The 15,888-nt window shown below is 60.2% G+C and carries 13 protein-coding genes and 4 tRNA genes; 1 reads left to right on the top strand and 16 read right to left on the bottom strand.

Annotated elements, in window-relative coordinates:
• Positions 1-194: 194 nt before the first annotated feature.
• Positions 195-271: transfer RNA gene (locus KW837_RS27055), tRNA-Val, on the bottom strand.
• A gap of 183 nt (positions 272-454) precedes the next feature.
• Here KW837_RS27055 and KW837_RS27050 point away from each other — a divergent pair.
• Entirely contained in the window at positions 455-1,738 is a 1,284-nt protein-coding gene (locus tag KW837_RS27050) for an FAD-binding oxidoreductase (protein ID WP_218399169.1), read from the top strand.
• Between the two features lie 121 nt (positions 1,739-1,859).
• Here KW837_RS27050 and KW837_RS27045 read toward each other — a convergent pair whose 3' ends face one another.
• From KW837_RS27045 to truA, 15 genes are all read right to left on the bottom strand, one after another.
• The gene (locus KW837_RS27045) at positions 1,860-4,283 is read right to left on the bottom strand and encodes a TonB-dependent receptor (RefSeq protein WP_218399168.1); all 2,424 of its coding nucleotides are present in this window, start codon (positions 4,281-4,283) and stop codon (positions 1,860-1,862) included.
• A gap of 67 nt (positions 4,284-4,350) precedes the next feature.
• Positions 4,351-5,295, bottom strand: a complete 945-nt coding sequence (locus tag KW837_RS27040) for a FecR domain-containing protein (RefSeq protein ID WP_218399167.1) — start codon at positions 5,293-5,295, stop codon at positions 4,351-4,353.
• Positions 5,292-5,801, bottom strand: a complete 510-nt coding sequence (locus tag KW837_RS27035; RefSeq protein WP_008007228.1) for a sigma-70 family RNA polymerase sigma factor — start codon at positions 5,799-5,801, stop codon at positions 5,292-5,294. Before KW837_RS27035 ends, KW837_RS27040 begins: the two co-directional genes overlap by 4 nt.
• Before the next feature lie 259 nt (positions 5,802-6,060).
• Positions 6,061-6,137 (bottom strand) — tRNA-Asp (locus tag KW837_RS27030).
• A gap of 93 nt (positions 6,138-6,230) precedes the next feature.
• A tRNA-Asp gene (locus KW837_RS27025) sits at positions 6,231-6,307 on the bottom strand.
• A 54-nt stretch (positions 6,308-6,361) separates the two neighbouring features.
• A tRNA-Val gene (locus KW837_RS27020) sits at positions 6,362-6,437 on the bottom strand.
• A 249-nt stretch (positions 6,438-6,686) separates the two neighbouring features.
• Positions 6,687-7,463, bottom strand: a complete 777-nt coding sequence (locus KW837_RS27015; protein WP_218399166.1) for an SDR family oxidoreductase — start codon at positions 7,461-7,463, stop codon at positions 6,687-6,689.
• Positions 7,460-8,671 (bottom strand): O-succinylhomoserine sulfhydrylase, encoded by a 1,212-nt coding sequence (locus KW837_RS27010; RefSeq protein WP_218399165.1) that lies wholly within the window; start codon positions 8,669-8,671, stop codon positions 7,460-7,462. Before KW837_RS27010 ends, KW837_RS27015 begins: the two co-directional genes overlap by 4 nt.
• 148 nt (positions 8,672-8,819) lie before the next feature.
• Positions 8,820-10,325: an amidophosphoribosyltransferase gene (gene purF, locus KW837_RS27005; protein WP_007905939.1), complete on the bottom strand. Its 1,506-nt coding sequence runs from the start codon at positions 10,323-10,325 to the stop codon at positions 8,820-8,822.
• A gap of 41 nt (positions 10,326-10,366) precedes the next feature.
• Positions 10,367-10,927 (bottom strand): CvpA family protein, encoded by a 561-nt coding sequence (locus KW837_RS27000; protein WP_008075903.1) that lies wholly within the window; start codon positions 10,925-10,927, stop codon positions 10,367-10,369.
• Positions 10,928-11,025: 98 nt separating this feature from the next.
• Positions 11,026-11,688, bottom strand: coding sequence for an SPOR domain-containing protein (locus KW837_RS26995; protein ID WP_218399164.1), 663 nt, complete (start codon positions 11,686-11,688; stop codon positions 11,026-11,028).
• Entirely contained in the window at positions 11,672-12,979 is a 1,308-nt protein-coding gene (folC, locus tag KW837_RS26990) for a bifunctional tetrahydrofolate synthase/dihydrofolate synthase (protein WP_218399163.1), read from the bottom strand. Before folC ends, KW837_RS26995 begins: the two co-directional genes overlap by 17 nt.
• The gene (accD, locus tag KW837_RS26985) at positions 12,976-13,896 is read right to left on the bottom strand and encodes an acetyl-CoA carboxylase, carboxyltransferase subunit beta (RefSeq protein ID WP_007905946.1); all 921 of its coding nucleotides are present in this window, start codon (positions 13,894-13,896) and stop codon (positions 12,976-12,978) included. Before accD ends, folC begins: the two co-directional genes overlap by 4 nt.
• Before the next feature lie 183 nt (positions 13,897-14,079).
• Complete coding sequence (locus KW837_RS26980) at positions 14,080-14,700, bottom strand: phosphoribosylanthranilate isomerase (RefSeq protein ID WP_218399162.1); 621 nt, start codon at positions 14,698-14,700, stop codon at positions 14,080-14,082.
• Positions 14,701-14,763: 63 nt separating this feature from the next.
• Positions 14,764-15,588: a tRNA pseudouridine(38-40) synthase TruA gene (gene truA, locus KW837_RS26975; protein ID WP_218399175.1), complete on the bottom strand. Its 825-nt coding sequence runs from the start codon at positions 15,586-15,588 to the stop codon at positions 14,764-14,766.
• Positions 15,589-15,888: the final 300 nt, after the last annotated feature.

Below are 15,888 nucleotides of genomic sequence, written 5' to 3'. Positions count from 1 at the left end.
CGACCTGATCGACGACCGACAATTTAAAGGTCAGCGTGTAGTCGCGCTGACTACGCCTTTTTGCTGATTTCATTACGTCCTCCTGAAAAACGGATCAGAAGGTGTAAACCTTATTCAGGACGGGACACAGACAACAAAAAAGGGCCCACCTTTCGGTGAGCCCTTCTAGACCGCCCAGCAGAGCGGATTTTGTTTGGTAGGCGCGATTGGACTCGAACCAACGACCCCCACCATGTCAAGGTGGTGCTCTAACCAACTGAGCTACGTGCCTGCTGTGAGGCGGCATTCTACGGAATTCCGAAGGGGTGTCAACACCTTTTTTTCACCTAACCCTATGAATATGCAAAATATTTAATTTTGCTGTGGCAAAGAAGATTTTCCGCTGGCTGGCGGTGGTTTTTTAACTCGGGTAGGATCGATGCACTCGTAAAATATATTAAACAGAGGCTGCAGGATGGCGAACACTCCCTACCCAGAGTCCTATTACGCTGCGTCGGCCAATGTAGCGCCGCCGCGCCCGGCCTTGCAGGATGATGCAGAGACTGATGTCTGTGTCATCGGCGCCGGTTATACCGGCCTGTCCTCTGCCCTGTTCCTGCTGGAGAACGGTTTTCGGGTAACGGTCCTGGAAGCGGCCAAAGTGGGATTTGGCGCATCAGGGCGCAACGGTGGCCAGATCGTTAACAGCTACAGCCGCGATATCGATGTGATCGAGCGGACTGTCGGCCCCAAGCAAGCTCAGCTATTGGGCCAAATGGCGTTCGAGGGTGGGCGGATCATTCGTGAGCGGGTGGCCAAATACAACATCCAGTGCGACCTGAAGGACGGCGGTGTGTTCGCCGCCATTACCGCCAAGCAGATGGGCCATCTGGAATCCCAGAAGCGCCTGTGGGAGCGCTTCGGTCATACGCAACTTGAGCTATTGGATCAGCGACGCATCCGTGAAGTGGTGGCTTGCGATCAATACGTCGGCGGCATGCTCGATATGAGCGGCGGGCATATTCACCCGCTCAATCTTGTCTTGGGCGAGGCAGCAGCCGTGGAGTCGCTGGGCGGCACCATTTACGAGCAGTCGCCAGCGGTGCGCATCGAGCGCGGCGCCAATCCGGTGGTGCATACGCCTCAGGGCAAGGTCAGGGCCAAATTCATCATCGTCGCCGGCAACGCGTACATCGGCAACCTGGTGCCGGAGCTGGCGGCGAAGTCGATGCCCTGCGGGACTCAAGTGATCGCCACCGAACCCTTGGGCGATGAATTGGCCAAGCGCCTGTTGCCTCAGGACTACTGCGTCGAAGACTGTAACTACCTGCTTGATTACTACCGCCTGAGCGCTGACAAACGCCTGATTTTCGGCGGCGGTGTGGTCTATGGCGCACGCGATCCGGCGAACATCGAGGCGATCATTCGACCGAAGATGCTCAAGGCCTTCCCGCAGCTCAAGGATGTGAAAATCGATTACGCCTGGACCGGTAATTTCCTGCTGACCCTGTCGCGACTTCCCCAGGTCGGACGGCTGGGCGACAACATCTACTATTCCCAGGGTTGCAGCGGCCACGGCGTAACGTATACGCACCTGGCGGGCAAGGTACTGGCCGAAGCATTGCGCGGTCAGGCTGAGCGTTTTGATGCCTTTGCCGACTTGCCCCACTACCCATTCCCTGGCGGGCAATTGCTGCGTACACCGTTCGCTGCGTTGGGCGCCTGGTATTACGGATTGCGGGACAAGTTCGGATACTGATCGATAGAGGTGAAAAGGTGCCAGCGAAGGCGTCATTACGTACGCCTTCGCCGGCAAGCCTGGCTCCTACGAAAAGCGGTTCACTCACTGGCATTACGCTGAACGCGCGCCCTTCCCTGATTCAGAAGTCGACCGTCGCCGAAAGGAGGTAGGTGCGTGGGGTCGACAACGTCAAGCCAGGCTCGCTGTCATCCGAGGCCCCGGCCGAACTCCAGTAGCGTTTGTCCGCCACGTTCTCGACATTGGCACGCAGAGTGATGTTCTTTTCATCGATCTTGAACGCGTAGCGTGCACCCACGTCGAAACGCTCCCAGGCGTCGATTTCCTTGTTGTTGGACTGGTCCAGATACTGCGAGCTGGAATAGAGGCCCCGGCTGGTCAGGGTCAGGCCCTGCATGGTCGGTACGTCCCACTCGGCGCCCAGGTTGACGTTGTATTTCGGCGTAGCCGGTGCCCGGTTGCCGTCATAGGTGCCATTGGTGGTATTGGTCAACTCGCTGTCGACGTACATGACACCGCCTAGCAGGCGAAAGCCTTTGAGCGGTTCACCGAACACACTCAGCTCCACACCCGTGTTCTCACGCTTGCCGTTCGGGCCGAAAACCCGCGTCGTGGCGTTGGTCTCATAGGCCGGCTGCTTGATCCGGAACACCGCGGCAGTCACGGCGAACGCACCCGCGTCATACTTGGCGCCAACCTCGACCTGACGGCTGATGAACGGCGGGAATATCTCGTCCTCGTTCACAGAGGTCGACGGCGCGATCTTGCCCTGGCTCAGGCCCTCCATGTAGTTGGCATACAGCGACAGCTTATCGGTTGCCTTAAACAGGATGCCGCCTGACGGAGAAACCTTTTCCTCATCATAGGCCGTGGCGCCTTTGACGTTATCCGTCCAGTCGTCAACCTTCACGCGCTGCCAGCGGGCGCCGAGGGTCAGCAAAAGCCGGTCATCGAAGAAGCCCAGAGTGTCGGACAACGCCACGCCGCTGAAGCGGTTTTCGGTGTAGACCTTCGAATCGAGTCGAGTGGGTCTGACAGGTGTTGGTGTTTCCACGGGGTCGTAGAGGTTGCTGCGGGCCGCGGCATAACGGGCGCCGCCATTTTCGAAGTCCATGTAGAAATAGCTGGCGGCCAGATTGACTTCATGGCTCACCGGGCCGGTATGAAACCAGTTGCGCACCCCTGCCGTGGCCGTCCGGACATTTTCGTCACGGGTGAAGTCACGCGGCTGAACGCTGAAATCGCCGGCGTCGTTGGTGACCGCAACGGCATGCCGGAGGAAGTCATGGTTGCTTTTACGCGCGCCCACACCGCCGTACAGCATGACAGAATCGCTGACATCGAATTCGCCGTTCACCGCCCCGAACGTGTCGTTGGTACTCGCCTTGCTCCAGGGCTGCGCATAGTTGTCGCGCACATCGTTCGCATTCGGCACCTTGGCATTGGCGCCGACCTGCACGCGCTCCTGCGGGGCGTCGGTATCACGCTCGGTGCGCCCGATGTCCGTCGAGAGTCGCAGGCGTTCACCGCGAAAATCCAGGCCCAGCACGGCCATCTCGCGATCGACACTCTGGTGATCCCATTCGGTGTCGCCGGACTGCTTCACGCCGTTGAAGCGAATACCGAACTTGTTGTCCTCACCAAAGCGCCGACCAACATCCACGGCACCGCCGACCTGGTTGTCGGAAGCGTAGCTACCGGTGAACGAAGTGATGGGCTTGTCGGTCGCGCGCTTGGGCACCACGTTGATCCCGCCACCCACACTGCCCCGCGGCGATATGCCGTTGATGAGCTGGCTCGGGCCTTTGATGATGTCGACGCGGTCGGCCATCTCCATGTCGATCGTATAGGTCGGCAGGACGCCGTAGAGACCGTTGTAGGCGACATCACTGTTGAACAGGCTGAGCCCGCGAATGGTGAACTGCTCATAACGCCCACCCGCCGGGTTGGTGGCGCGAACCGAAGGATCGCTGGCGATCAGATCGCCCAAGGTACGAGCCTGCAGGTTTTTGACCGTCTCACCGGTGTAGGTGGTCATACTGAAAGGCGTTTCCATGAAGTCTTTCGAGCCCAGCAAACCTTGTGAACCGCGGCGTGCGACCTGGCCGCCGGCATACACCTCGCCGTCCGCCCCGCCCGTGGCACCGAGAATCGAAGTGGGGGCCAGTTGCAGGCTGCTGCCTTCTGGCGCCGGGGTCAGGATGTAGGCCTGTTCGCCCACCGGCTGCAGTTGCAGACCGGACCCCTGCAACAGCCGGGCAAAGCCCTCCTCGACCGCGAATTCGCCGGAAAGACCAGGACTGGTGCGACCACCCACCAGCGCCGGGTCTACCGAGAGATTGACGCCAGACAGACCGGCAAATCGGGTCAGCGCATCGCTCAGGCTGCCGGCAGGCACCTGATAATTGCGCCGGGCACTGTCTTCGGCCCAACTGGCTGTGATGAATAACGGACTGGCACTCAGGCCCAGCATCAGGCTCAGGTGCAACAACGGACGCAGGCGGGAAGTAGCCGGACGCGGACAGCAAGGTATTACTGCGGGCATTGATAGAGTTCTCTTGATTCGTTCACATGCCTTGAATGACAAGCGAGCCGAAAAAAGGGGACAGGCTTCACACACTTTTTTTGCGCGGCAGCAACGTCACCCAATAACGGGTACGTGAATGCACCTCCAGCGGCAGACTGGCCGCGAGCAACGCGAGGACGCGATCGGTGTCGTCCAGACGGAAACTGCCGGTGACACGCAACGCTTCAAGCTCCGGCTCCCAACGCAGCACACCCGGTCGATAAGTGCCGAGTTCGCGCAGGAAATCTCCCAGCGGCTGGTTTTTCGCCATCAGCACGCCCTCTCGCCAACCCGGCGCAAGCACATCGAATGGGCTGATCGTCCCGACGCCGACGGCTTGAAGACTGACTTGTTGACCACTTCGCAAAGCCGACACCGGCCCCTGCAATGGCTGCAATTGCACGGCGCCGCTGTACACCGATACGCGGCAACCGCGCGCTTCCTGACGAACACAGACTTCGCTTTGGCTGACGATGATCTGTCCAAACTTCGTTTGGATCGTCAGCGGCGATGCACTCGGGACCTTCAGCGACAGCTCGCCCTCAATCAGCTTCAAGCGACGGCTCTGCAAATCCACATCGACGGCACTGGCCGTGTTGAGTTGCAAGGAACTGCCATCAGCGAGTTGCAGCTGTTTGCGCTCCCCAATGGCCGTGTGCAGATCGGCTCGCCAGACATCCAAAGGCAATTGTCGGCTGATCAGCCAAGCCGCCGGCACCAACGCCACCGCACCCAATGCACGCTTGAGCACCATACGCCGACCCGGATCGGGGCGATCCAGACTTTTGAGCGCCAACGCTGAAGGCAGATCGGCAAACCGCTGACGCAAGGCTTGAGCCTTCTGCCAAGCCTGCTCGTGACTGACGCAACTGTCGCGCCAACGCTGCAGATTCGCTCGATCCTGCTCGTTGGCACTTCCAGACTCCAGCAAGGCGAGCCACTGCGCGGCAGCTCGCACTGCCTGACGGGCATCGGGCACCGAACTGTTCACAGTTCCACCAACAAGCAATGCTCATAGGCTTGCGCCATGTAGCGTTTGATCGTGCGCTCCGATACCTGCAGGCGCTCGGCGATTTGCTGATAGTTCAGGCCTTCCAGCTGACTCCAGAGAAACGCCCTACGCACCGCCGCCGGCAGTCCATCGAGCAGTTCATCCAGGGCTTGCAGGGTTTCGAGCAACAACCAGCGCTGCTCGGGCGACGGCACACAGTCTTCCGGCAACGCCGCCAGTGCCGTCAGATAAGCCTGCTCGAGGCTTCGACGTTTATAGAAATTACTCAGCAGGCGTTTGCCCACGGTCAGCAGATAGGCACGGGGCTCTTGCAGATCGGCAATTCGTTGAGAGCTGGCGAGCAAACGCAGGAACGTATCCTGGCTCAGGTCCGCCGCATCACAGCCATTGCCCATGCGTCTTCTCAACCAGCCTTCCAGCCAGCCACGGTGATCGCGGTACAGGTCGTGGAAGGTTTGCTCCTTCGGCATCGCTGCATCACTCATCTCAAGAAGCCCTGTGCCAAGGAGTTATCGTAAATGAGAGTGATTCTAATTAATGTCGGAGCTGTGAACCAAGTCCTTTATGCAATTGGGGCGCAGAAAGGTTGGGCGGGAAGGACATGAGAGAGGAAAAGCCAAATCGCAGACACAAAAAACCCCGGTCTTTCGACCAGGGTCTTTGCTATCGACTCGAAACAGACACTGGCTTTACCAGCGGCTTGCTTCGTAGCTCCAAGGCGTTCAGTGGGCCTTGAAGCAGATATGGCGCAGCGGACGGGACTCGAACCCGCGACCCCCGGCGTGACAGGCCGGTATTCTAACCGACTGAACTACCGCTGCGTATCGCTTTGGACTTTCGCCCAAGTAACTCGTCTGACTGGAAAGCTTCGAGGCTTTTCAATCTCGAGCCAGGAAAACCTGACTCGGAAAATATGGCGCAGCGGACGGGACTCGAACCCGCGACCCCCGGCGTGACAGGCCGGTATTCTAACCGACTGAACTACCGCTGCGCGTCGGTGGAGGCTTTTAAAGCTTCCATCTTGCTTTCGCAAGACTCTCGGAAGTGGTGGGTGATGACGGGATCGAACCGCCGACATTCTGCTTGTAAGGCAGACGCTCTCCCAGCTGAGCTAATCACCCGTTTGCATCTCCGAGGCCGCGAAATTTACGCAGGTACCGAAGCTAAGTCAATACCCTGCTTGAAGTTTTTCTGAAAAAGACAAAATTGTGTCTTACACAGTCAGACCGCTTTCGCGAGCAAGCCCGCTCCCACACTGGATCTGCGGCGGACCACAGGTTTGTGATCGACATAAATTCAGTATGGGAGCAGGCTTGCTCGCGAGATGGCGGTACATTCAACATCAATGCTGGAGACCGCGCCCCGCGCTATTACTCGCTGTAAATCATTTTCTTGGTCATGCCACCATCGACCACGAACTCCTGGCCCGTGACGAACCCGGCGTTCTTGGACAGCAACCACGCCACCATCGCCGCCACGTCCTCGACCGTCCCTACCCTGCCCGCCGGATGCTGGGCATGATCGGCGTCGGTCAGCGGTTCGGCACGCCGTGCCGCAGGGTCTCGCGCGTCGATCCAGCCTGGGCTGACCGCATTGACGCGAATCTCCGGCCCTAAGCTGATGGCCAAGGCGTGAGTCAGGGCCAACAGGCCGCCCTTGCTCGCCGCATAAGCCTCTGTGTCGGGTTCTGACTGGCCGGCACGGGTCGAGGCCAGATTGACGATGGCGCCGCTGTGAGCGCGCAGGTACGGCGCGCAGTGCTTGGCCAACAGCATCGGCCCGCTGAGGTTCACCGCCAACACCCGGTTCCAGTAGGCCAGATCGAGGCTTTCCAGGGTGATGTTGTGCGGGTCGGCCACCGCGGCATTGCACACCAGCGCATCCAGACGCCCGAACTGCCCGAGTACCTCGGCCACGCCCAGCGCCACCTGCGCTTCATTCGCGACGTCCATGGCGATGAACCAGGCGTTGTCGCCGAGCACCTTCGCCACTTTCGAACCGCGTACTCGATCAAGATCAGTCAGCACCACCTGCCAGCCTTCACTGATCAACCAGGCCGCAATCCCCAGACCGATGCCGCGCGCAGCACCGGTGACCAGCGCGACGCGGCCATGGGTACCCGTGGTCGGCGTCGACAACTCGATCACAAGGCAGCCAACCCGCGCGCCAGATCGGCTTGCAGGTCTGCCACATCTTCCAGACCGACCGCGATGCGGATCAGGCTGTCACGGATCCCTGCCGCTTCACGCTCTTGCGGCGCGAGACGGCCGTGAGAGGTGGTGCTCGGGTGCGTGATGGTGGTTTTGCTGTCGCCCAGGTTGGCGGTAATGGAGATCAGGCGCGTCGCATCGATAAAGCGCCAGGCGCCCTCTTTGCCGCCCTTGACTTCGAAACTCACGACCGCACCAAAGCCTTTCTGCTGACGCAGGGCCAACTCGTGCTGCGGATGGCTCTTAAGGCCCGCGTAATGGACCTTCTCGATACCGTCCTGCTGCTCCAGCCACTCGGCCAATTGCTGGGCATTGGCGCAGTGCGCCTTCATGCGCAGGCTCAGCGTTTCCAGACCTTTGAGGAAGATCCAGGCGTTGAACGGGCTCAGGGTCGGCCCGGCAGTACGCAGGAAACCGACGACTTCTTTCATCTGCTCGCTACGACCAGCCACAACGCCGCCCATGCAACGGCCTTGGCCATCGATGAACTTGGTCGCCGAGTGCACAACGATGTCCGCGCCCAGCTTCAGCGGTTGCTGCAACGCAGGGGTGCAGAAGCAGTTGTCGACCACCAGCATCGTGCCCTTGGCGTGAGCAATTTCCGATAGCGCCTTGATATCCACCAGTTCGGCCAACGGATTGGACGGCGACTCGACGAACAGTAACTTGGTGTTGGCCTTGATCGCCACATCCCAGCCGGACAAGTCCGCCAGGGGCACGTAATCGACTTCGATGCCGAAGCGCTTGAAGTACTTTTCGAACAGGCTGATGGTCGAGCCGAACACGCTGCGCGAGACCAGAACATGATCGCCGGCGCTGCACAGGCTCATTACCACCGCCATGATCGCGGCCATACCGGTCGCGGTGGCTACGGCTTGTTCGGCGCTTTCCAGCGCAGCAATGCGCTCTTCGAACGCGCGCACGGTCGGGTTGGTGTAGCGCGAGTAAACGTTACCCGGCACTTCGCCAGCAAAGCGCGCGGCCGCGTCGGCGGCGGTACGGAATACGTAGCTGGAAGTGAAGAACATCGGATCACCGTGTTCGCCTTCAGGCGTGCGGTGCTGACCGGCGCGTACGGCCAGGGTATCGAACGCTACGCCTTCGAGGTCGCTGTCCAGCCGACCGGCATCCCAATCCTGACTCATGCTGTCACTCCTTGCCTTGTTCGGTAGTAGATACAAAACCGGCCTTGAGGCAGGACACCATTGTAGGAGCGAGGCTTGCCCGCGAAGGGGCCTTTGGGAACGCCAAAAGCTTCGCGGGCAAGCCTCGCTCCTACAGGCCGGTAGTTACTCAGTTGTTGTACAGATCAATGATCGCACTGACTGCCTGGGTCTTGACCTTGGAGGCATCGTTGCGTGCCTGCTCGATCTTGTTCAGGTAAGCCTCGTCGACGTCGCCGGTGACGTACTGGCCGTCGAACACCGCGCAATCGAACTTCTCGATCTTGATCTTGCCGCCACCGACCGCTTCGATCAAGTCAGGCAAGTCCTGATAGATCAACCAGTCAGCGCCGATCAGATCAGCCACGTCCTGGGTCGAACGGTTGTGCGCGATCAGCTCGTGAGCGCTTGGCATGTCGATGCCGTAGACGTTCGGGTAACGCACGGCCGGTGCCGCGGAGCAGAAATAGACGTTTTTGGCGCCAGCTTCGCGAGCCATCTGGATGATCTGCTTGCAGGTGGTGCCGCGAACGATGGAGTCGTCCACCAGCATCACGTTCTTGCCGCGGAACTCCAGTTCGATGGCGTTGAGCTTCTGGCGTACGGATTTTTTCCGTGCAGCCTGACCCGGCATGATGAAGGTCCGGCCGATGTAGCGGTTCTTCACGAAGCCTTCGCGGAACTTGACGCCCAGGTGGTTCGCCAGCTCCAGGGCCGCGGTGCGGCTGGTGTCCGGAATCGGGATGACCACATCGATGTCGTGATCCGGACGCTCGCGCAGGATCTTCTCGGCAAGCTTCTCGCCCATGCGCAGGCGGGCCTTGTAGACCGAGACGCCGTCGATGATCGAGTCCGGACGCGCCAGATAGACGTGCTCGAAAATGCACGGAGTCAGCGACGGGTTGGTCGCGCACTGACGGGTGTGCAGCTTGCCGTCTTCAGTGATGTAGACCGCTTCGCCCGGTGCCAGGTCGCGAATCAGGGTGAAACCGAGTACGTCCAGCGAAACGCTTTCGGAGGCGATCATGTACTCGACGCCTTCGTCGGTGTGACGCTGACCGAAAACGATCGGGCGGATGCCGTGCGGATCGCGGAAACCGACGATGCCGTAACCGGTCACCATCGCCACGACCGCGTAACCACCGACGCAACGGTTGTGCACGTCGGTGACAGCAGCGAACACGTCTTCTTCGGTCGGCTGCAACTTGCCGCGCTGGGCCAGTTCGTGTGCGAACACGTTGAGCAGCACTTCCGAATCGGAATTGGTGTTGACGTGGCGCAGGTCAGATTCGTAAATCTCCTTGGCCAGTTGTTCAACGTTGGTCAGGTTACCGTTGTGCGCCAGGGTGATGCCGTACGGCGAGTTGACGTAAAACGGTTGGGCCTCGGCCGAAGTCGAGCTGCCCGCGGTCGGGTAACGCACATGGCCAATGCCCATGTGGCCGACCAGGCGCTGCATGTGACGTTGATGGAACACGTCACGCACCAGCCCATTGTCCTTGCGCAGGAATAACCGGCCATCATGGCTGGTCACGATACCGGCAGCGTCCTGGCCGCGGTGCTGGAGGACGGTTAGCGCGTCATACAGCGCCTGATTGACGTTCGACTTACCGACGATACCGACGATGCCACACATGCGACGCAACCCCTACTTAATGGATCTGAACTGAACACAACTCACTGAGGCGTTTTGGCCGTCGGCAAGAGGTGCTCCTTGAACGGTATATCAGCGGGTACGCTGATTCCGCTGGCAAGCCACTGACTGCTCCACCCAAGAATCAGGTTTTTGGACCAGTCTGCGACCAATAGAAATTTTGGCACGAGCTGTGATTGTTGCCACCACCCGTCCTGCTGTACCGGCCCCAGGCTCAACAGCCCGACCGCCACGACCACCAGCAACACGCCACGCGCGGCGCCGAAGGCCATGCCGAGGAATCGATCGGTCCCGGATAGCCCGGTCACGCGAACCAATTCGCCGATAAGATAATTGATCATTGCGCCCACAATTAAAGTGGCGACAAACATGATGGCACAGCCCGTGATCACACGAGCCGATGGCGTTTCGATGTATCCGCCGAGGTACTCGGACAATGAACCACCGAACATCCAGGCAACGGCTCCTGCGATGATCCAGGTCAGCAGCGAGAGTGCTTCTTTGACGAAGCCGCGGCTAAGACTGATCAAAGCGGAGATGGCGACGATTGCAACGATCGCCCAGTCAACCCAGGTAAATGGCACAGTGCAGCCTACAGACAGATAAGGCGGCGCATTTTAGCAGAGCCCATGGCTGTCGGTAAGCTGAGATTATCAGTGCTTTTCAAATCAAGGCGATAGTTTTAACCGCGCTCAGGCTGAAAACGCACCACAAACCCCTTGAGGTTCTGCTGGCGACTCAACAAGTCACGCAGACGATCGGCTTCCGCGCGCTCGATCAGCGGCCCGACGAACACCCGATTCTTGCCATCGGCGGAACGGATATAGGCGTTATAGCCTTGGCTGCGCAGGGTTTTCTGCAGGCTTTCAGCGCTCTCGCGGCTCGATAGACTGGCCAGTTGAACCGACCAACTGACTGACAGGCCATTGGCATCAACGCGGCTTGGGGTGGCTGCCGGCTTGGTCGGTGCAGCAGCGATTGGCTGGGCAGGTGCCGGTACAGGCTTGGCGACGGGCGCCGGAGGTGGCGTGACCGGTTTGGCAGCCGGTGGCGCTGGGGCCACGGGAGCACTTGGCGCAATCGGTGTCGAAGGCGCTTGCTGCGCGGCAATTTCCTCATCGCTTGGCACTGGCTCCTGCGGCAATGCCTGCGGTTCAGGCACCACCACCGGTTCGACCTGCACTTGCGGCACAGCCGGCGCTTGCGGTGCAGCCGGTGCGTCGACCCTCACCTGGCGCTGTTCGTCCTGACGGGAAAACAGCATTGGCAGGAAAATCACCGCCAGCGCTACCAGCACCAGGGCACCGACCATGCGCTGCTTGTACGCCTTATCCAGCAAAGCCATTTGCCGCTTCCTCCGTGGAGTGCCGGGCCAGCCATTCAAGGGCCTCGGCGACACAATAAAATGATCCGAACAACAGAATCTCGTCGTCGCTCGTCGCCTGCGCGCACTGCCCTTCCAGGGCTGCGGCCACGCTGTCATAAGACGTTACCGAGGCGCCAAGGTTCTGCAACGCCGCGTGCAACTGCTCAACGGGTCGCGCCCGCGGCGAATCCAGAGGGGCGACAGCCCAATGCTGGACACTAGCATTCAATTCACCGACAACACCATCCAGATCCTTGTCCGCCAACAACCCGAACACCGCCAGACGCTTGCCGGCCGGTGGTCGACTGGCCAGACGACGGGCCAGGTACTCTGCCGCATGGGGGTTATGCCCCACGTCCAGCAACACATTAAGACGCTTGCCCTGCCAGTCGAACTGACGGCGATCGAGACGACCGACCACGCGTGTCGTTTTCAGGGCTTCGATAATCTGCGCATCCACCCAAGGCAAACCGAGCAGCAGGTAAGCCTGCAACGCCAGGGCGGCGTTCTCCATCGGCAGATCGAGCAATGGCAGATCATGCAACTCGACTGCACGCCCTTGAGCATCAAGGCCACGCCATTGCCAGTTGTGATCGGTGATACCCAGGTCGAAATCGCGTCCACGCAGGAAAAACGGGCAATTGAGCTCGCGCGCTTTATCCAGCAAAGGCTGAGGGGGATTCAGATCGCCACAGAGCGCAGGCGCGCCCTGGCGGAAAATGCCGGCTTTTTCGTAAGCCACGGACTCACGGGTATCGCCCAGATAGTCCGCATGATCGACGCCGATGCTGGTGACCAGCGCGATATCGGCATCCACCACGTTGACCGTATCCAGACGCCCGCCCAGGCCCACTTCCAGCACCACCGCATCAAGCCCTGCCTGTTGAAACAGCCAGAACGCCGCCAGGGTGCCCATTTCGAAGTACGTCAGGGAAGTGTCGCCACGACCGGCTTCGACCGCTGCAAAGGCTTCGCACAGCTGGGCGTCAGTGGCTTCGACGCCATTGACCTGCACCCGCTCGTTGTAACGCAGCAGGTGCGGAGAATTGTAGACACCCACGTTCAGGCCCTGCGCCCGCAGCAACGAAGCCACGAACGCGCAGGTAGAACCCTTGCCGTTGGTGCCAGTGACCGTAATCACCCGAGGCGCCGGCTTGCCCAGCCCCATACGAGACGCTACCTGTTGCGAACGCTCCAGCCCCATGTCGATGGCCGAAGGATGCAACTGTTCAAGGTAGGCGAGCCACTCGCCAAGGGTGCGTTGGATCATATGTTGGCAGGCACCGGCGGAACCACGATCGGCTCGATCGGCGCGGCGACGAATTTTGGCGTCGGCAGGCCCATCATTTGTGCCAGCAGGTTGCCCAGACGCGGACGCAACTCCTGACGGTGAATGATCATGTCGATCGCGCCGTGTTCCAGCAGGAACTCACTGCGCTGGAAGCCTTCCGGCAGTTTTTCGCGAACGGTTTGTTCGATAACGCGCGGACCGGCGAAACCGATCAGGGCTTTCGGCTCACCGACAATTACGTCGCCGAGCATCGCCAGGCTGGCGGAAACACCACCGTAGACCGGGTCAGTCAGTACCGAGATGAACGGAATGCCTTCTTCACGCAGACGCGCCAGCACCGCGGAGGTCTTGGCCATTTGCATCAGGGAAATCAGCGCTTCCTGCATCCGCGCACCACCGGAGGCAGCGAAGCAGATCATCGGGCAACGGTTTTCCAGGGCGTAATTGGCGGCGCGCACGAAGCGCTCACCGACGATGGCGCCCATCGAACCACCCATGAAGGAGAATTCGAAGGCCGACACCACGACCGGCATGCCCAGCAAGGTGCCGCTCATGGAGATCAGTGCGTCTTTTTCGCCGGTCTGCTTTTGCGCAGCGGTCAGGCGATCCTTGTACTTCTTGCCGTCGCGGAATTTCAGACGGTCAACCGGCTCCAGGTCCGCGCCCAGTTCGGCACGGCCGTCAGCGTCGAGGAAGATGTCGATGCGCGCGCGAGCGCCGATACGCATGTGGTGGTTGCACTTGGGGCAAACATCCAGGGTCTTTTCCAGCTCCGGACGATACAACACCGCCTCGCAAGACGGGCATTTGTGCCACAGACCTTCAGGCACCGAGCTCTTCTTGACCTCGGAACGCATGATCGAAGGGATCAGTTTGTCTACTAACCAGTTGCTCATGCTTTCTTTCTCCAGTACCGGCGGCCCGAACGCTCTGGTTCGCAGCCCCGCGTATGCCCTTGAGCTAAATTCATATGTGTGGCGATGATCGATGGCGTGCCGGGTCAGCGAGATGCGACCTGCGTACAACCCCAAATATCCTCAGCCATGCCTGTGGACGGCGGCAGTGTGCCAGCCGTCACATCAAGCCCCAACAACCGCTTTGATGAATGCCTGAATCTTTGCGTGATCCTTGATGCCCTTGCTCGCCTCTACTCCACCGCTGACGTCTACCGCGTAAGGCCGAACCCGGGCAATCGCCTCCGCGACGTTGTCCGGTGTCAAGCCGCCCGCCAGGATGATCGGCTTGCTCAGGCCTTGCGGTATCAGAGACCAGTCGAACGCTTCACCGGTTCCCCCTGGAACGCCTTCGACGTACGTGTCGAGCAGGATCCCGCTGGCACTGGCGTAGGCATCGCAAGCCGCTGCGATGTCATCACCGGCCTTGACCCGCAACGCCTTGATGTACGGACGGCGCCAGCCTTCGCACTCAGCCGCGGTTTCGTCGCCATGGAACTGCAACAGGTCCAGCGGCACGGCATCGAGGATTTCCCCCAACTCGCAGCGGCTGGCATCGACGAACAACCCCACGGTGGTCACGAACGGCGGCAAGGCCTTGATGATCGCCCTCGCCTGCTGGACAGTTACGGCCCGTGGGCTTTTGGCGTAGAACACAAAACCGATGGCATCGGCCCCGGCCTCGACCGCCGCCAACGCATCCTCTATGCGGGTAATCCCACAAATTTTGCTGCGAACGGCTGACATGTCGATAGAACCTCAGGACAAATCCGGGAAAGTCCCGGATGGTAACAAAAGCGTTTGAGGGCGTCAGCCGTCAAGTTCCGAGAAGCCGGTAAGGAAGTGTGGGCCGATGTAACGTTCAGGCAATTCGAACTCGTCGCGGTACTCGACCTCGACCAGGTACAGACCGAACGGATGGGCCGTTACCCCGCCGGAACGACGGATACGACTTTCCAGGACTTCCTTCATCCACTCCACGGGACGCTCGCCAGCGCCGATGGTCATCAGAACTCCGGCGATGTTGCGCACCATGTGGTGCAGGAACGCGCTGGCGCGGATATCCAGCACGATCATTTTGCCATGGCGCGTGACACGCAGGTGATGCAGCTCCTTGATCGGCGACTTGGCCTGGCACTGACCGGCGCGGAATGCACTGAAGTCGTGGGTACCGACCAGATACTGAGCGGCTTCAGACATGCGCTCGACGTCCAGCGGGCGGTGGTTCCAGGTAATTTCATCGTTCAGGTGCGCCGGACGGATCTGATCGTTGTAGATCACGTAGCGATAGCGCCTGGCGATCGCCTTGAACCGCGCATGGAAATGCGCCGGCATGACCTTCGCCCAACTGACGCTGACGTCGTGGGGCAAGTTGATATTGGCGCCCATCACCCAGGCCTTCATCGAACGCTCGACCTGGGTATCGAAATGCACTACCTGACCGCAGGCATGCACCCCGGCATCCGTACGCCCGGCGCAGAGCAGCGACACCGGTGAGTCGGCGACTTTGGACAAGGCCTTTTCAAGGGTTTCCTGCACCGTGAGCACACCGGAGGCCTGGCGCTGCCAGCCGCGATAGCGCGAACCTTTGTATTCGACGCCCAACGCGATCCGAAAAAAGCCGTCGGCCGCCATTTCGGCGGCCGGATTATCTATATTTGCCAAGGGGTGACAGCCTGCTGATCTGCGCAAAGGCATGCATTATAAGGCTGTCGGGCGGGGACGCCAGAGGGATCTCCATGGACTGTTCCGGCCTCATCGCGGGCAAGCCCGCTCCCACAGGAGATTGGTGCCAGGCGCAAATGATACAGACACCCCCGATCACTGTGGGAGCGGGCTTGCTCGCGAAAGCGGCGTGTGAGACAGCATCAATATTGACTGTGCCGCCGTCTTCGCGAGCAAGCCCGCTCCCACAAGGGATGTGCCGGGTACAAA

Origin of the sequence: Pseudomonas sp. PDM24, assembly GCF_019218905.1 — a bacterium.
In the GTDB taxonomy this organism is placed as follows: domain Bacteria; phylum Pseudomonadota; class Gammaproteobacteria; order Pseudomonadales; family Pseudomonadaceae; genus Aquipseudomonas.
This window is presented reverse-complemented; position numbering and strand designations above follow the sequence as displayed.